This is a genomic window from Pedobacter changchengzhani (assembly GCF_004354365.1).
Classification (GTDB): domain Bacteria; phylum Bacteroidota; class Bacteroidia; order Sphingobacteriales; family Sphingobacteriaceae; genus Pedobacter; species Pedobacter changchengzhani.
Genome location: NZ_SJCY01000001.1, coordinates 180596 through 198939, shown reverse-complemented (window position 1 = coordinate 198939; position 18344 = coordinate 180596). Strand labels below are relative to the sequence as shown.

Below are 18344 nucleotides of genomic sequence, written 5' to 3'. Positions count from 1 at the left end.
AATGATGAAGAAGAAATTATTTTTAGCCTCAATTGTTGCTATTGCGATGATGATTGGCTGTAAAAAAGGAAGCGTGCTGGATCAAGTGAAAACGAACGATCAAAATGAATCAACCACTTTTGCAGATAGCGCTAGAACAATGCAGTTTTTAACTAGAATATATACTGATATAGGTTTTAGTGCCGATCCAAGAAGATTTGGCGCAAGTGTTGGTATTTACAGTATTGGCGATGAAACAGAATCTAACTTAACCGCAGGAACAGCTTTCAATATTATATTTCAAACAGGTGGTATAAGTGCAATAAATATACCTACCGATGCTTGGTTTACCACTTACGCAAATATTAGAAGGGTAAATTTATTGTTAAGGAATATTGCTAGTACGCCATTATCTACACCGCTACAAAAAAGAGTTGCGGGCGAAGCGCGATTTTTAAGAGCGTGGTATTATTTTATTTTATTAAAACATTACGCCGGTATCCCATTAATTGGAGATGCTGTTTATGAAGCAACAGATCCTATTTCAGGAAAAAGAAACACCTACGAAGCTTGCGTAAATTATATTTCATCAGAGTGCGATGCCGCTGCTGCTTTGTTACCTAAGGCATACGTAGGTTTAGATTATGGCAGGGTTACACAAGGATCTGCTTTGGGTTTAAAGTCTAGATTATTATTATATGCTGCCAGTCCGTTGTTTAATGGTAGAAGTGACAATATGGACGGCGTACTTGGCTATCCAACTGCAGATGTTGCCCGTTGGACAAAAGCAGCACAAGCAGCTAAAGCAGTAATTGATTTAAATCAGTATCAATTATATGATTTACCGCTAGACCCTAAACCAGGCTACGGCTTTCAAAAAGTATTTACATTGCGTAAAAACCCAGAGTACATGTTAGCACTAATGATGGCTCCGAACAGATCTTTAGAATCCATTTGGGATCCTGCATCCCGTTCAGGTTCGGCAAGTGCTTGGCCTTATCAGGAATTAGTAGATGCGTTTACAACCATAAAAGGCTTACCAATTACTACAGATATAAAATCTCCATCAAACCCAACGGGTTACGATGCGGCTAATCCTTACGCAAATAGAGATCCACGGTTTAATTGGACCATTCTGCCTAATGAAGGAATGCGCTTAAATGCTACAAAAACCATAAGTCCGGTTTATACTTATGTGGGTGCAGCGCAAGATGGTTATGGTACAACAAGTACCACAAAAACGGGTTATTATTTAAGAAAGATGTTAGATGATAATACAATTAACAATACAAGTTCGGCAACTACAGAGCGCTGTTTCCCATTAATGCGCTATGCAGAAATTTTATTAAACTATGCAGAGGCAAGCAATGAGGCAGGAGATGTTGTTACGGCTTATGAACAACTAAAATTGATTAGAAAAAGGGCTGGAATTTTACCAGGCGTAGAAGATAACTATGGTTTACCTGATGGACTGACGCTAATTCCGATGAGAACGATTATTCAAAATGAGCGCAGAGTTGAACTGGCCATTGAAGAACATCGGTATTGGGATGTACGTAGATGGAAAATTGCTGAAACTGTATCTAACCAAACTTTACACGGTATGAAAGTTACAAAGGTTGGAACAGGTACACCAGCTACCTATACTTATGATCTTATAAATGTTAGAACGCCAGTATTTACAGCGCCTAAATGGTATTTATGGCCAATACCACAGGGTGAGGTAAATAAATCGGTTGATTTACTACAAAATCCAGGTTGGTAATACAGTTTTTAAAAATATAAATTATGAAATTAATGTCTTATAATTCATCCATCATTAAAACTTATGCCATCATAATGGTTATGTTGGTAGGTATAATGGGTATATCGTGCACAAAAGCACTAATTGGCGAAGCACCTACAAACGTTGGTACGGTTAGGTTTACAGCAAATACTTATACAATAGAAAACAAAACTACCGATCCGCTAATTGTTACATTACCTTTATCGCTACCGTTAGAGGAAGATGCAACTGTATTGCTTACCGTAGATAATGCTAGTACAATCGCCTCAACGGAATATTCAATTTCGCCAGCAATACCACCTTCAGGTTTATTAATTAGTTTGCCAAAGGGATCAACAGAGGTTTCTTTTAACGTAAATTCGATGAACAATTTTGAAGGCGAAAAAACTTTAGTACTAAAGTTAACTGCACCAACTGGTGGCGTAACGGTTTCAAATACAAATGCCACAACTGTTATTAATGTTAAAGGAGATCCAATTATTTATCCAGAAATTCAAACTTCTGCATTAACAGCGTTTGCGCCTACTATTTCAGGTTCTACATCGCCTTCACAATCTTACACAGTTAGGGGTATAAAATTGACATCAAATATTACGATAACTGCGTCAGATAATTATCAAATATCATTAGATAATACAAATTTTGTAACAACTTTAACGCTTCCTTTCGCTGCGGCAAACGCTGCACCTATAACTGTTTATGCTCAATTTACTGCGCTTACAGGTATTAATCAAACTGTTACAGGTACAATTACACATTCTTCTGGTGTAGTACCGAGTAATACGATTAACGTTACAGGAATTGAATATGGCGTTGCGTTACCAGGTGTTTTAGTTATGAAGGATGATTTTAGTTATGGTTCTACTACCAGTACTCTGGATGCCGTTGGCGCTGCAAATTGGTCGGTATTTTCTGGCACATTAAATCCTATAGCTTATATGCCAACAGGTTTATCATTTACAGGTTATGCAGGCTCAAATGTAGGTGGCGCAATTGTATCTGCAAATGGATCAGGATCGAGAAAAGATTATATCAGAAGTTTTGGCACAACAATTAGCTCAGGTGTAGTATATCAAGCTCAAATGATTAATCCATCTGTTGGTAGTACCACAGGCGATTTCTTTGCAGGAATGGCAGATGCTGGAAACAATTACTTTAATAGAATAACAGTTAAAGATGATGGAACTGGTAAACCAAGTTTCGGACTCGGTAAAGCAGCTGGTACCGTAATTTTTGCATCAGGGACGTATAGTTATGGCACAACGTATTTAGTGGTAACCAAATATGATTTTGATTCTGGTACATCAACCATGTATGTTTTAACTTCGGCACCAACCAAGTATGAACCACCTGTTCCAAACGCTGTTAATTCTTCTGGTACTGGCCCAGCCTCACTTTCAAAAGTATTTATCAGACAGAATACTAACGCACTTACCGCAACTTACGATGGTGTACGTATTGCAACATCGTGGAAAGATGCTGTAGGCTTGTAAAAACAAAGCATAATTAAAAAAACCTATCTATATTCATTTAAAATGTGAAGATAGATAGGTTTTTTTACGCCAAAAATTGCCGAATATGGAGCGCAGAACTTACAATCTTCCATCAACTAAATCACGATTGATAAAAGATTTTGTATCGAAAATAACAGCCCCATCATTTTTATACGCACTAAAGTTTAACTTTAAAAACTCTCGATGTGCAACAGCAATCACAATTCCGTCGTACACTTTAAAATTTTCGAGCTTAATTAAATCTATATTATATTCTGCTTTTACTTGATCCGCGTTTGCCCAAGGGTCGTAAATATCAACCTCCATACTAAAAGATCTCAATTCGTGATAAATATCAACCACCTTAGTATTTCTAACATCTGGACAATTTTCTTTAAAGGCGATACCAAGAATTAAAATTTTAGCATTCTTAACTACTTTATCACGAGCAAGCATTAACTTAATTAACTTATTGGCGACAAAAATGCCCATATTATCATTCACTTTCCTTCCTGATAAAATAACTTCGGGCTTGTAGCCGAGCTTTTCTGCTTTATAAGCCATATAGTAAGGATCCACACCAATACAGTGCCCGCCAACTAAACCCGGTTTGTAATTTAAAAAATTCCATTTTGTAGAGGCGGCAGCCAACACATCCGCCGTGTCAATATTCATTTTATCGAATATTAGGGCCAATTCATTCACGAAGGAAATGTTCACATCTCTTTGTGCGTTCTCTATCGCTTTTGATGCTTCTGCTACTTTTATACTCGGCGCTAAATGTGTGCCAGCTTCAATTATCGAAGTATAAAGTGCATCAATTTGTAGTGCAATTTCTGGCGTTGAGCCCGAAGTAACTTTTTTAATTTTAATTAACGTATTTATTTTATCGCCAGGGTTAATCCTTTCGGGTGAATAACCACAGTAGAAATCTTCATTATACTTTAAGCCAGATGTTTTTTCGAGAACAGGTACGCAGTCTTCCTCCGTACATCCAGGGTAAACCGTAGATTCATAAATAACAATGTCATTTGGTTTTAAAATGCTCCCAACCATTGCCGAAGCATCTAAAAGAAACGATAAGTTTGGTTGCTTTAAATCATCAACAGGTGTAGGTACGGTAATGATAAAAATGTTGCAATTAATAAGATCAGATTGTTGCGCAGTTAAGGTTAAACCTTTGGCATTTTGCTTTATAACCGACTTTAGCTCTTCTATATTCGCTTCCTTAGTTAAATCTAACCCATTTTTGAGAGATGTAATTCTTTCGTTATCAATATCAAAACCAACTACTTTATATTTTTTAGCAAATTCAATTGCGAGTGGTAAGCCGACATAGCCCAATCCAATAATTGCAATTTGCTTGTTTTTCATTTTTTATTAGTATAATTTGTCTGTTAACTATGCCAAAGGTATGATAACTTAATCGTTGTCAGCCGATAGCGCTGTTAGGGTCAACCTACCAAAAACCTTGCAATAGCCTCTAGAAAATATTGTCCTTCGACAGGCTCAGGATGACAACACTATTTGTTTCATCTAATAACCCAAAAAAAATCCTATTTAATCTGCTTAAGCAAATATTCCCCGTAACCACTTTTTACCAGCGGTGTAGCAATTGCCTTTAGTTGTTCTGCTGTTATAAAACCCATCCGATAGGCAATTTCCTCAATACAACCAATTTTTAAGCCTTGGCGTTCTTCGATAATTTGCACAAACTGCCCGGCCTGCATTAAAGAGGTAAAAGTACCCGTATCTAACCAAGCCGTTCCTCTACTCAATACACCAACCTGTAACTTTCCTTGCGCTAAATAAACCTTATTTACATCTGTAATTTCGTATTCTCCACGCGGAGATGGTTTTATGTTTTTAGCAATTTCTACAACAGAATTATCATAAAAGTACAATCCTGGAACAGCATAATCTGACTTCGGTGAAGTTGGTTTTTCCTCAATTGAAATGGCTTTTTTCTGCTCATCAAATTCTACCACACCATATCTTTCTGGATCAGCAACCTGGTAAGCAAATACAACACCACCATCAGGATCGGAACTGGCTTGCAAAAGTTTAGCCATTCCATCACCATGAAAAATATTATCACCTAAAACTAAAGCCACTTTATCATTACCAATAAAGTCTGCACCAATAACAAAAGCCTGCGCTAAACCATTTGGTTCTGCCTGAACGGCGTAACTAAATTTACAACCTAAAGATGCACCGCTGCCCAACAATTTCTCAAAATTTGGCAAATCGTGTGGTGTAGAAATAATGAGGATTTCTTTAATACCAGCAAGCATCAAAGTAGATAAAGGATAATAGATCATCGGTTTATCGTAAACTGGCATCATCTGTTTGCTACATGCCAAAGTTAATGGATGTAAACGTGTGCCACTGCCTCCTGCTAAAATTATACCTTTCATTTTTTTTTAGAGATATTAGATTTGAGATGTTAGATTTGAGAAAAATTCCCAGCAACTCCTCTCTCTAATTTTTGTTAAATTAATTTCTGTTAATTGCATTTACACATTCCACCAAACTATCTCGCCAGTAAGGAATAGTGATGTTAAATGTATTCTTAATTTTTGATTTATCCATCACCGAAAATGCTGGCCGAATTGCTTTAGTAGGGTAAGCTGATCCCGGAATTGGATTAACCTTGACATCTGTTTTACTAATATCGAATATCGCTTTGGCAAAATCGTACCATGAGGTTATACCTTCATTACTGTAATGATAAATACCGAAAGCGTTACTTTCTAATGCAATAATATCGAAAATAGCATTTGCCAAATCTATTGCATAAGTTGGTGTTCCGATCTGATCTGCAATAATATTTAATTCATCCCTTTCTGCACCCAACTTTAGCATTGTTTTTGTAAAGTTATTGCCGTATTCTGAATACAACCAACTGGTACGGACGATGAAATGTTCAGGCAAGATTGATTCGACGAGTTTTTCCCCTGCTAATTTGGTTACGCCATAAACATTAATGGGATTAGCAATATCATCTTCTTTCAAAAGTTTTACTTCATTCCCTTCAAAAACAAAATCGGTAGAAACATGAATTAGTGTAGCATTGCTATTTTTACACGCTTCGGCTAAATTCCCCGCACCAATTTCATTCACGGCTTTCGCTAAATCAACTTCATCTTCGGCTTTATCTACAGCCGTATATGCAGCGCAATTAATTACGTACTTTGGCTTTTCATGCTGCAACAAGATATTTAAACCTTCTTCGTTTAAAATATTGGCTTCTTGTTCTGCTGGAAAACTGATTTCATCAATGCCTCTTCTATTAGCAACTGTTTTAAGGCATTGCCCTAATTGTCCGCCGGCTCCTATTACTAATATTTTACCCATTATAAAGCAGAAAAAGAATTAAGCACTTCATCCTTATCCGAAATAGATTCATCCCCACCGGGAATTAACCAATCGATATTTAAATCTCTATCATTGTAAACCACACCAATTTCTGATGCTTTGTTGTAAAAATTATCGCACTTATAAAAAAATTCAGCAGTTTCGCTTAGCACTGAAAATCCGTGTAAAAAACCTCTTGGAATATAAAGTTGCAAATTATTATCGGCGCTTAATTTAATCGAAAAGTGTTTGCCATAGGTTTCAGAATCTTTGCGCATATCAACGGCAACATCAAGCACTTCGCCTTTTAAAACACGAACTAACTTGGCCTGCGCAAACTCGCCACCTTGCGCATGTAAGCCCCTAATTACCCCATAAGCGGAGAAAGATTGATTATCTTGCACAAAATCACCAGACAGACCAGTTTTTTGTGCAAACGTATCGCGGTTAAAACTTTCGAAGAAATAGCCTCGAGCATCTTCAAAAATTCTTGGTTTAATAATTAGGCAGTCTTTTAAGCCAGTTTGCTCAATTTCCATTATTAGGAATTATATTGTTGTTCGTAATACGATTGATAATTACCTGATGTTACATTGTTCAGCCAATCTTCGTTTTCTAAATACCAATCTACCGTTTTTGCCAAACCTTCTTCAAACTGTAAACTTGGCACCCAATTCAATTCATTTTGTAGTTTGGTGGAATCTATCGCATAACGCAAATCGTGGCCCGCTCTATCGGTAACATAAGTAATTAATTTTGCTGATGTTCCTGCTTGTCTTCCTAATTTTTCATCCATAATTGAACAAAGAAGATTGATTAAATCAATATTTTTCCATTCATTATGACCGCCAATATTATAGGTTTCGCCAGTTTTAGCTTGATGAAAAATTACATCGATGGCACGTGCGTGATCTTCAACCCATAACCAATCACGAATGTTTTCGCCCTTACCGTAAACAGGAACGGGTTTATTATTTTTAATATTATTTATGGCTAAAGGAATTAACTTTTCGGGAAAATGGTTCGAACCATAATTATTAGAACAGTTAGATATAACACAATCTAAACCATAAGTATCATGATAAGCCCTAACAAAATGATCGGAACTTGCTTTAGAAGCAGAATATGGACTATGAGGATCGTAGGCTGTGGTTTCGGTAAACATTCCCTCATCGCCCAAAGCCCCATAAACTTCATCGGTACTCACGTGATAAAATCTCTTTTTATCATAATCGCCTTTCCAATACTCGCGGACAGCATTTAACAAATTTACAGTTCCAATTACATTGGTAATTACAAAGGCAGTTGGATCGGTAATAGAACGATCTACATGGCTTTCTGCAGCAAGGTGAATTACTGCATCGAAGTTTTCTTTCTCAAAAAGCCCGTTCATCGCAACCGCATCGGCAATATCCGCTTTAACAAACCGGTAGTTAGGTTTATTTTCTATGTCAGTTAAATTTTCAAGGTTACCTGCATAAGTCAACTTATCAAGATTTACAATCTCATATTGCGGGTAATTAGTAACAAATCGACGAACAACATGAGAGCCAATGAAGCCTGCACCGCCTGTAATTAAGATTTTTTTCACAGTTTATTTTTTTCTATCGGCTAAAATACCTTAGATATTGTAAAATAGCAACTATTAACGAGTAATCTGTTTACATCAATGCCACTGATTCTTCAAGTTCTTTGTACCAAGCTTCGCCATATTTTCGAATAAGTGGCGTTTTTAAGAAACTGTAAACGGGCACTTTTAATTCTCTTCCAAAAGTACAAGCATCACTGCAAATGCTCCAACGGTCGTAATTCAACACATCAAATTCGGGGTATTTGGTAATGCGAATTGGATATAAATGGCACGAAATAGGCTTTTGCCATGCTACTAATCCTTCCTCATAAGCTTTTTCTATGGCACATTTAGTTATCCCACCTTCAAATAAAACGTACGCGCATTCTTTATTTCCATCAACACAGGGCGTGGTCAAATCTCCATCCAAATCCGTAACCGAAGTTCCTTGTTCTTCTATGGCTTTAATTCCTTTTTCATTTAACAGGTGTTTTATCTTTGGGTAAATCTCGGCCAAAATAGCGGTTTCTTCCGCATCGAGCGGCGCGCCAGAATCTCCCTCAACACAACAAATACCTTTACACTTGCTTAAATTACAAACAAAATTTTCTTTTATAACATCTTCGTGCACAAGCACATTTTCTACTTCTATCATTATCTAATCTTTAGCCAATGCGTATTTTAAACCCGCAGCAGATTTTAATTCCATCACAACTGAGCCCACCAAAATCTCTACCTCTGCCCTTACCGGAACTCTATTTCCATCGTCAGTAACCCATAAATATAAACGACTATCCTTTTTAAAAATACGCCCAGGTTTTATTGATGGGCTAAATTTTAAGCAACGGATATTACCCAATTTGCTTTTTATCACTTCTTTACCAACATATTCTACTTCTAACGCCGAAATCTCATCTCCCAAGAAATAATTGATGGAAAACTTATTGCCCACTTTAATTTTTGCCATATCTAAACTGCGTGCAAAATAGTAAGCAGATACCAAATCGAACGTTTGCGTTGTTGGCGTTTTAAATGTTCCACGATTGGAAACCACTTTTTTATCATCTTGGTTAAACCTCGCTTTATCTTGGCGGCGGTAACTTGCCTCTCTTATATTTTCTTGATAGAAATAGGGTGTTAGTTCCACTTTATCAATATAAGAGTCGTAATGATCTCTAATTTTGTAAAAAATATCAAAAGTACCCGAAGTCTGCGCATCTACGGTAAGCTTATAAGTTGGCTTACCATCAAATTTTAAGTCAGAGTTGGTTACTTTTATAGTGGCTTCTGCTGCGGTTACGAAACCATATTTAAGCCGATAACTTAAAACTTCGCCCTCTTGAAAAACAGCTTCCTTTTTAAAAGGAATTTCTTGTGCAGATGCATTAAGCGAAAATAATCCGCTCAAAGCGATAAAAATTAAAGTCTTCATTTGTGTTTGATTTGTGTGTGTGCAGAATCGATAACGAAATGTACGCAAAAAGTAAACCAATTTAACGCAATGAATCCTCAAAACGAAAAATTAATCTTTTCGTTTATAAACCGGTACTGTAGAACAAGGCTCGCCAAACATTAAACTTTTTACCACTGGCGTTAATAGGTTGGTTACTTCAACATAAGCCGAAACAGGTATTTGCAATTCGCCACAGCCCTTAATAACCACACGCTCATCGCGAAAGGTTTCTACATTGATGCTTGATAATGCTTTAGCAAATAATACGGCATCGAGTGTATCCATATTCCCAAAAACAATCTGCTTTGCGAAAGGCTTCATTCTATTTGCCAAAAGCATATAAGCCCATGTTGGTACTATCGCATCTGCAGAACAGATTATTGCCACATTTTTGCCTGTAAACTGTGCCCAATCATGATTTTTTATAAATTCTCTAAAATCTTTTTCCTTTAAAATTAACCCATGGAAAAGATTTTCTTTTATATCATAAACAACCCGTTCTCCATTGTCGTAATAATCTTCGAGGTTTAAGGTAATTAAACCGCTGTTTGCTACTTTATTAACGAAGTTTTCTTGAATTTCCATAGTTTGTACAAATAAAAAAACCGTTTCAATTATACATTGAAACGGTTGTAAAATTACGCAAATTCTAATTAATAGAATTTCACGCGATTGTCTTTTATCTTAGCATGATCTTGTAAGGCTTGGAACGCTGCGCCTAAAGAACGCTGACCTAAACTTAACAACATTGCTTCTTTTTGTTTAAACATATTTGCAATTGGAGCCGGATTTGTAAAACCATCTACAACAAAAACGTAAACACCTTTTTCGCCATCAACAGGCTTAGAAACTTTACCTGGTTGCGCACCAAATACCGAACCTACAACCTTAGTTTCTTGTGATACACCAGGAATTACCGGATTGGCAAACACAAGGTTTTCTACTGGGAAAACCGAGCGACCAACTTTTGTTGCGATTTGATCTAAACTTCCGTTTCCAGCTTTTTCAAACTTTGCCGCCAATTGCTTTGCCTTAACGGCGTTAATTACCATTGGCTCAATTTCTTTTTTAACGGCCTCTAAAGGTAATTCTCCTTTTGGTTTAATATCCGTTAAATGCGCAATTATGTAGGCATTGTTCATGGTATAAATTTCGGGCAAAACGCTTCCTTTATCTGCTGCAAAAGCATTTTGAATTAATTTACGAGGATTATCCAAACCTGGAGCAAAACCTTGCGTTGCTGTAACCTTATCAGCTAAACCAATTTTAAAACCTTTTTCTTGAGCATATTTATTAAAGTCTTTACCTTTAACATCGTTCATAAAATTACTTGCTGCTTTGTATGCCGCAGTTTGTGTTTTATTACTTGCAGCTACTGCTTTCTCTACATAAGCATATTTAACTACTTTAGATGAACCGATTTGTTTTTCGATTTTAATTACGTGAACACCAAATTGCGATTTAACAACTTTAATATCACCAGCTTTACCATCAAAAACTGCATTTTCGAATTCAGGAACCATTGCACCACGCGCAAATGTACCCAGCTCGCCGCCTTTTTCTTTCGATCCATCAATACTGTAAGTTTTTGCAAGCTCGGCAAAATTGCCCCCTTTTAAAATTACACCTTTTAACGAATCGGCCAGTTTAACTGCATTTGCTTCGCCACCTACTTTTGAAGGATCGATTAAAATATGACTTGCTTTAACAGAATCAGGCGAAATGCGTGTACCGATAACTTTTACCATTTTGTAAGCGTTGCCAGATAATTTAGGACCGTAAAAGCTTCCTGCTGGTAAAGCGAAAACTGCCGAATCTACTGCTGGATCTAATTTTCCTTTAGATGAATAAGTAAATGGCAATTTAACATCAGAATTTATGGCTGCAAAAAGCGAATCGTTTGGTGCTGCTTTAAAATCTGCTGCAATTTTATCTACCTGAGTTTTAACCGCAATTGAGTCTTCAGTACTTGGGTTAATGCTAAAAGTAACATACTCAAATGAGCGCGTTTCTGTAGGATTATTGAAACGAGCTTTGTTTTCGTTGTAATAATCAGTGTAATCTGCATCGGTTGGCTTTACAGAAGCATCTGCAATTGATGCGTACTCTAAATTAACATATTTAAAGTTTGCTAATTTATTACGGTTTGTATAATCATCTGTAGCTTCTAACGAAGTTACATATACTGAGTTACGAATCAAATTAGAATATTTTTGCTGTAATGCTTGCTTCTCAATTTCCTCTTGCAACAATAACGACTGATTTGCAGCTTGAGGATCTTTAGATTTTAAAAACTGAGTTAAAGAAGCACGGTTAATTTGTCCGGTTTCTTTATCAGAGAAATATTGTTTTATAATTGGACTTGGATTTTTACCTTGCAATAAATCCCAAAGTTCATCGCTAGATATACTTAAACCCAAACGATCATACTCTTTATTTAAAAGAATATTGCCCAATTCGCCATTCCAAGCTTGATCTACAGCCATTGCTTGCATTTGCGGATTTACATTGCCACCGTATTGCTGTTTAAACTGATTGACGCTTTGCTCTACTTTAGGGCTGAATTGCTCATATTTAATCATTACGTCATCAACCGATCCAATCGCATCAGGAGGTAACTTCCCTGTAAACCAAGAGGTTAAGTATTTGACAGGTTCAGACTCGAGAGCTGGCCCTATGACAAATGCAAGCATTGCTATACCTATAGCCGCAATTACTTTCCCTGGATGATTACGCAAATGTGTCATTATTCCCATATTGTACCTATAATTTATTTGTTTTTTAAGAGGGCGCAAGATACAAATTTGCCTCAAAAAAGAAAACACAAAATTTTATTTAATAAGTGTTTAATTTTTAAGCAAATAGCAAGGCCAAAATTTCCATTTTTTAACGGTGTAATTTTTCAATAAGATTATATAATTTGACTTAAGATTCTGAACAATTTATCACAAGCAAAAAATATAAATTTTAGTTATTGAGGAGATAAACCCTCTTTCATATTTACCGCTCCACTGCCTTGTGTAAGTCGGTACGAACTAAAATCTTGCGGTGCTTCGAAATTCATGCCATCTACATTATTTCCATCGGGTGTAGTTACATAAACCCTTTGGTTAGAATAGAATAGCTTCTTCCCTTCATCCCAAATTAACTCTTCTGAACTAAACTTATCGCCTTTAACATTATTTACAACCACGTTTTTGGTAAAAGTAGTTTTTTGTTCGCTTTCCCTTCTAATGGCATAATCACTTACCAATGTGCCCGATAACGCTCCCTTTACATCGTAAAAATCTATTTTCACGCCTTTTGGCATCTCTTCGTAAATACTCCCATCGGATGGTGTTATCTTATCCAAAATCGGAGCTGTACCTTTTCCTTTTACACGTGCAGAATCACTATAAATAATCTCAACACCTTCGGTCCTATCTTTGGAAAAAGTTATTTTTTTTGCAGAAATAGAGTTTACATTTTTCAATTCATCACCAGAACAAGCAACCAATAATACGACTGCCAGAAAAGCGCTGAAACTAAAAAATGTTTTTATTTTCATTAATCTACCCTGTATTTACGGAACCAAGTATCGTTTAAAGTGAAGCCTAAACGAAAATTAATGAATTTTTCTTTCACCAAATTATTATCTAACGTACCACGCTGGCCTAACTCTGTGGTAAAATTTACTTTATAAAAAGATAAACCACCTTGCGCAGATGGCAATGGAAAGCCAAAACCTAACGATACGCCCATTTGCTTAATATCTTGATTATTTATCTGCACGTAGGTTTTATCGTAGTTTACACCAAAACGGTAATCAACTCTTTTAAAGTAATTGTTATAAGAAGAAATATCGGGGGTAATTTGTGCACCGAGTGATGCGCCGTAGCTATTTTGCAAACCTTGGTTTACGTTGTTTATTTGCAATTTAGACCAGTCGCCCATCCTAAAATCAGCCCCAACCAACCACTTATTATTCTGCTGTATTGAGATTCCAAAATTATGGATTAACGGAAGTTTTAAACTAGATTTTGCCTTTTCGAAACTACTCAAAGTATCAAGCGCTGTACCTTCTGCACCCGCCGTAACCAGGTATTGCGTAACGTAGTTAGATTGAAGCGAATTTATTTTACTTGCAGTACTACCAGAATAGCCTATCGTTAAAGTGGTTTTAGCTGCTAATTTAAAATCGTACTGCAACCCGTACGAATAACTTAAACCACCAACACTGTTCTTATCTTGAATACGAGAATTTACAGCACCAGGCGACACGTATTCGGTTGAACGGGTGTTTTGCAAATTACCAAAAATGTATTCTACATTACCTCCAATTCTAAAATGATCGCCGAAACGGTATCCGTAACCCAAATAAGCTTTTGATAAACCACCCTCACCTTGATAAATCTGATCAACCGACATGGTATCAATTTTTGTAGTATTTCTATTGCTATAACCCAAATCTGAATAGGGAAGTAAGCCAAAACTTATACCCGAACGCTTTGTAACTGGAAAAGCAAAAGCCAAATGAGAAAAAGTTGCATTGAAATTATTTTCGCTTAACGAACCTTTGCTTAAACTTGTTAAACTCGTGCTCATGCCCATATCAATAGTGGTTAATGTAATATCAGCGTAAGAACTCGGGTTTTGCATATTGATATAATTAAACCCACTTACCTTATTTACCGCAGTTGAAATACCACCCATTGCACGCAATTGTGGTAAAAGTGAACCGCTTAGATTGCCTAAACCATAACGAGAATATGGCGATGATGTAGTAACCTGTGCTTGAGCAATTGAACCACAAACGATTAGGAGTATGGTTGTAATAAAACTTAATTTTTTAGACATTTTATGCAATAACTTCATTTAATCCTTTTAAAACCAAATACGGATCTATAACTATTTGAGGCGCAAATATGCTGTTTTGTAATTGCTTATACAAAAACGTTGCATCGCCACCTGTTAAAATCACATTTAAGGCACTAGTTTTTTTATTGTTTAGGCCAATATAGCCTTCTATTTCATTTATCACACCCTGCAAAACACCATTTTGCATGGCCGTTTCCGTATCCACCCCTTCGGGTATTGGCAATTTATCATTTAACACCAATAAAGGCAAACGCCCAGTGTAATCGTTCATGGCTTTAAAGCGCATGTTAATTCCCGGACTAATACTACCACCGAAATATTCGTGTGCAGTGTTTAAGTAATCGTAAGAAATACAGCTGCCTGCATCAATAACCAAATTTGCAGAATCTTTGTATATACTTTTTGCTGCAATTACCGCAGCCCACCTATCTAATCCTAAAGTTTGTGGTGTTTTGTATTTATTGTGTATCCCGTGGCACAATAAAGTAGTAAAACGGGTATAATCTGTATTTAATTTTAAAAAAATTTCCAGGTTGGTTATGTCTTCATCAACACTGCTGATTATAGATTTTTTAACATTAAACTTCTTAACTATTTCCGTTAAATCCGTTATATTAAAATTGCTAAATCGTTGATAATTAATCATTTCTCGATTTACAAAAATAGCAATTTTTGTGGCTGTATTACCAACATCTATGCTAAGCTTATGCATTTGGCCGAGAAAAAACTACTCCAAACTTCATTTCACAAAGCTATTAATCTTTAACAAGTTTTAGGGTAACATTTTGTTAAAAAAGGTTAAACAAACAGAAAATACTGTACTGAGAGCACAAATAGCACAAACAAAGTTTCGTAAAACCAACGTTTTTTAGCGTTGCTGAAGTAGTACGCAAGTATCACTGCAGCAGGCGCAACGCACAGTAAAAAGTGCCATAATCTAAAATCGGGTTTTAGGTAAAAGCTTGCACCCGCAATCAAAAACATAAAAAACAAGAGTTGGAAAGCTTTTCTAGTGTTTATAAAACTGCGGAAAAAATTCTCTCTCAACTGTAATGATGCCAATAATATAATAATGGAAACCGGAACAAGAGATAAATAATCCTTGTAGTTAATGGTAAAAACTGAAGGGAATTTATTGCCTAAAGGTTTCCAAATTTTATAAAATAAAGTTAAATTATCATTCCAATAATACCAAACGGCTAAAAAGAAAAATATAGTAATAAAGCCTACTAAACCAGAGATCCATTCGCGCCAATTAAAAGGACGAAATAGCAATAACGACAAAAATATCATCAACAGCATTGCAACAAACGGAAAGTACATTAAAGTGCCAATACCGATAATCATCCCAATATCGAAAACCATGGTAACGGAGTTGGCCGTTTTACCCAACTTCAAAAATTTATCAATAATCCATATTAAAAGAAAATTACATAGTAAAGCCGGACTCAAAACCATAAAAGGCATAAACAAACTTGTGCCCGTAACAAACATAAGCCCGGGCAAAAAACTAGTTTTAGCAAGCAGGTTATGGTTATTGATAACGCTATTAAAAATAAGTGCCTGTATATAAATAAAGATAGTGGCAATGCAAATATTAGCAGTAGGAGAAAGTGAATTGCCAATTGGCACATTAATTAATAGGCGTGCAAAAGGCTCAAAGAAATCAAAATTTAATTTCGCTGGCAGTTCAAGAAAAATAGAGATACGCATGAAAAAAGCATAACCCAATAATAAAACAAGGTTAATAGGATTAAGTTTTCTAAACTGATTGATCATGCTTTCGTTGGTTTGTTGATTAGTTTTTTAGTTGGTTAGTTTATTGGTTGGCACCGTTAACTGTCAACTGATCACTACTCCTCTTCTCTAAAATATACTTTATAAAAATTCATCGATTTATCGTCGTCGTATCCTTTTTCGATCATATCCTTATTTCCATGAATATAAATATGAAAGTTTTTATCCAATTTTAAAACGCTTTTATACGCCCGCGCCTGTTTTTTTACCGCAGATTCTGCAATTTCAAAAACATCAGCAATAGGCGATTCATATTCTTCTTCGTAATTTTTTTTATAATTTTTAAACGATTCTATTCCCGCTGCATTTCCAATTACCTCATTGCTAAATTCTTCAATATCAAAAGTTTCCTTCTCTTTAAAATATTTCATAGATCGGTTTAGCAGATCAATCTTATCGGCTTTGCTAATTTCATAATCATCGTCTAATTTTTGAGTTACAAAGCTTTTATAAACACCCAAAACGTTATTGGTTTGGTTATAACTATCATTCCTAATTTTAAGCTTCAAAAATTCATCTTTCCAATATACCGCACTTTCATTGTTACTTTTAGATTGATCGAGCACTAAAACTTTATACCCTTCTTCTTTATCCACATTAAAAATTAAACAACCTTTATCTAACTTGTTTATGCTTATCGCTTCCTGTTCGTAGCTTACGCCAAAGCCATCAAGCTCGGGATAAACTTTTAAGTAGGTTTCTTTATTTTCTGATTTAAAAATTCCCACACAATCCAACTGCTCGCCTTCAATTTGTACCTTTTCAAAATAGGCCACATATAATTCGCCCGATTTAATTTTTGGGTGGTTGGCTACATCATATAAATGCTTCGCAAGCTGTTGCGAGTCTTCGTGAAAAAGTTCGTTGTTTTCGAAAATTTCGTTCACAAAGTGATAAACCTCATTCAATTGCAAATTATCATTTGGGTGGTAAAAGCGGAATACTTCGTTCACCTTTTCGAAAGGCTTTAAGAAATATTGCATTAACAAGTTACTGAGCGTTTCATCATCAATATTCAAAGGCGCATCAGATAGTTTGTAATATTCTTCAACTAATTTATTGCCAGTATGGTGAATAGAAAGTTGCTTAAGCGAGGCTTCGAAAAATGAAATCATATCGCAAAAGTAATGAAAGCAATTAAATATAGATTAAAATTAAAGTGTGCTAAAATAAATCAATTTTTCTCTTGGAAAACCAACAGCAGTAGTTCTTCGGTTGCGACAGCCCTGCTCTTTGCTATAGTCCCGATAAAAATCCGATAGTTATCGAATCGGGAGCTACCGCCTCGATCAGGTTTATTTACGAAAGTTTGTGCTAATAACCCCTGTTGGTCAATCGAATATTCCTTTCTAAAAGTTAAATACTACATTTCTATAGCGGATAATCGAACTACATTAATGGATCAAAAAACCCTATCCAGCCTTTAACTTCATTAAAAAATCAATAATTTTTTTACTGCTGTAATCGGCCATTCCCTCATGTTTTAGCGATATTCTACCTTGTTTATCAAAAATAACAGTGGTTGGCAGTGAGCCCGAAAATATTTGATTCGGCACATTGCTTTCTGCCTTAAATACCGGCATTTGATAATTTCGAGCCTTCATAAAAGCATTTGCTTTTGGTAGATCACCATCGCCATCTACAAAAATAAAAACCACATCCGCATCATCTTTAAACTGCGTGTATAATTTGTTAATAGATGGCATTTCGGCCCTGCACGGCGGACACCATGTTGCCCAGAAATTGAGAAAAACAACTTTTCCTTTTAATTCTCCTAAATCGACTATTTCGCCTTTTGCGTTTTTAAACTTTATGCCATCTAAATCTGGTACTACTGTTTTCTCCTCCTTAATATCAGGCGAAAAAAGCCCAATATTAATGAATCCTTTTAACACAAATGCTTTTGCATCAGGCACGAAAAATAAAACGGCAAAAAGCACCAGCAAAATTGTATTTACAATGTTTTTCTTAAGAAATTTCAAGAATCTATCCATTATTTATCTTTTTATTTATGGCTTACTTATCTAAATGGGTGATTATACCTACTGTTTT

Annotated in this window: 17 protein-coding genes; 2 read left to right on the top strand and 15 right to left on the bottom strand. The window is 35.8% G+C overall.

Going from position 1 to position 18344, the window contains the following annotated elements:
* The first annotated feature begins 4 nt into the window (after positions 1 to 4).
* Together EZJ43_RS00865 and EZJ43_RS00860 are read left to right on the top strand one after the other, a co-directional pair.
* Positions 5 to 1744 carry a RagB/SusD family nutrient uptake outer membrane protein gene (locus EZJ43_RS00865; protein ID WP_133261135.1) on the top strand — a complete coding sequence of 580 codons (1740 nt, stop codon included), beginning with the start codon at positions 5 to 7 and terminating at the stop codon, positions 1742 to 1744.
* Positions 1745 to 1767: 23 nt separating this feature from the next.
* Positions 1768 to 3258 carry a hypothetical protein gene (locus EZJ43_RS00860; RefSeq protein WP_133260765.1) on the top strand — a complete coding sequence of 497 codons (1491 nt, stop codon included), beginning with the start codon at positions 1768 to 1770 and terminating at the stop codon, positions 3256 to 3258.
* Between the two features lie 99 nt (positions 3259 to 3357).
* On the opposite strand, the gene EZJ43_RS00855 is transcribed toward EZJ43_RS00860, so the two are convergent.
* The 15 genes from EZJ43_RS00855 to EZJ43_RS00785 all read right to left on the bottom strand — a co-directional run bounded on the left by EZJ43_RS00855 (position 3358) and on the right by EZJ43_RS00785 (position 18286).
* Positions 3358 to 4632, bottom strand: coding sequence for a nucleotide sugar dehydrogenase (locus EZJ43_RS00855; RefSeq protein ID WP_133260764.1), 1275 nt, complete (start codon positions 4630 to 4632; stop codon positions 3358 to 3360).
* Positions 4633 to 4814: 182 nt separating this feature from the next.
* Complete coding sequence (gene rfbA / locus EZJ43_RS00850; protein WP_133260763.1) at positions 4815 to 5675, bottom strand: glucose-1-phosphate thymidylyltransferase RfbA; 861 nt, start codon at positions 5673 to 5675, stop codon at positions 4815 to 4817.
* A gap of 79 nt (positions 5676 to 5754) precedes the next feature.
* On the bottom strand, positions 5755 to 6615 hold the full coding sequence (gene rfbD, locus EZJ43_RS00845; protein ID WP_133260762.1) for a dTDP-4-dehydrorhamnose reductase: 861 nt from the start codon (positions 6613 to 6615) through the stop codon (positions 5755 to 5757).
* Entirely contained in the window at positions 6615 to 7154 is a 540-nt protein-coding gene (gene rfbC, locus EZJ43_RS00840; protein WP_133260761.1) for a dTDP-4-dehydrorhamnose 3,5-epimerase, read from the bottom strand. The genes rfbD and rfbC overlap by 1 nt, the downstream gene beginning before the upstream one ends.
* Before the next feature lie 2 nt (positions 7155 to 7156).
* Positions 7157 to 8206, bottom strand: a complete 1050-nt coding sequence (gene rfbB / locus EZJ43_RS00835; RefSeq protein ID WP_133260760.1) for a dTDP-glucose 4,6-dehydratase — start codon at positions 8204 to 8206, stop codon at positions 7157 to 7159.
* A gap of 70 nt (positions 8207 to 8276) precedes the next feature.
* Positions 8277 to 8840, bottom strand: a complete 564-nt coding sequence (locus tag EZJ43_RS00830; protein ID WP_133260759.1) for a DUF3109 family protein — start codon at positions 8838 to 8840, stop codon at positions 8277 to 8279.
* Positions 8841 to 8843: 3 nt separating this feature from the next.
* Positions 8844 to 9617: a DUF3108 domain-containing protein gene (locus EZJ43_RS00825; protein ID WP_133260758.1), complete on the bottom strand. Its 774-nt coding sequence runs from the start codon at positions 9615 to 9617 to the stop codon at positions 8844 to 8846.
* A 90-nt stretch (positions 9618 to 9707) separates the two neighbouring features.
* On the bottom strand, positions 9708 to 10223 hold the full coding sequence (locus tag EZJ43_RS00820; protein ID WP_133260757.1) for a DUF2480 family protein: 516 nt from the start codon (positions 10221 to 10223) through the stop codon (positions 9708 to 9710).
* A 68-nt stretch (positions 10224 to 10291) separates the two neighbouring features.
* Entirely contained in the window at positions 10292 to 12394 is a 2103-nt protein-coding gene (locus EZJ43_RS00815) for a peptidylprolyl isomerase (protein ID WP_133260756.1), read from the bottom strand.
* 215 nt (positions 12395 to 12609) lie between these two features.
* Positions 12610 to 13185: an LPS export ABC transporter periplasmic protein LptC gene (locus EZJ43_RS00810; RefSeq protein ID WP_133260755.1), complete on the bottom strand. Its 576-nt coding sequence runs from the start codon at positions 13183 to 13185 to the stop codon at positions 12610 to 12612.
* A complete protein-coding gene (locus tag EZJ43_RS00805; RefSeq protein WP_133260754.1) occupies positions 13185 to 14492 on the bottom strand; it encodes a hypothetical protein in 1308 nt (435 codons plus the stop codon). The genes EZJ43_RS00810 and EZJ43_RS00805 overlap by 1 nt, the downstream gene beginning before the upstream one ends.
* Positions 14476 to 15207 (bottom strand): type III pantothenate kinase, encoded by a 732-nt coding sequence (locus tag EZJ43_RS00800; protein ID WP_133260753.1) that lies wholly within the window; start codon positions 15205 to 15207, stop codon positions 14476 to 14478. The genes EZJ43_RS00805 and EZJ43_RS00800 overlap by 17 nt, the downstream gene beginning before the upstream one ends.
* An 86-nt stretch (positions 15208 to 15293) precedes the next feature.
* A complete protein-coding gene (locus EZJ43_RS00795; RefSeq protein ID WP_133260752.1) occupies positions 15294 to 16274 on the bottom strand; it encodes a DUF6427 family protein in 981 nt (326 codons plus the stop codon).
* 74 nt (positions 16275 to 16348) lie between these two features.
* Complete coding sequence (locus tag EZJ43_RS00790) at positions 16349 to 17407, bottom strand: nucleoid-associated protein (RefSeq protein WP_133260751.1); 1059 nt, start codon at positions 17405 to 17407, stop codon at positions 16349 to 16351.
* 297 nt (positions 17408 to 17704) lie between these two features.
* A complete protein-coding gene (locus tag EZJ43_RS00785; RefSeq protein ID WP_165953056.1) occupies positions 17705 to 18286 on the bottom strand; it encodes a TlpA family protein disulfide reductase in 582 nt (193 codons plus the stop codon).
* Positions 18287 to 18344: the final 58 nt, after the last annotated feature.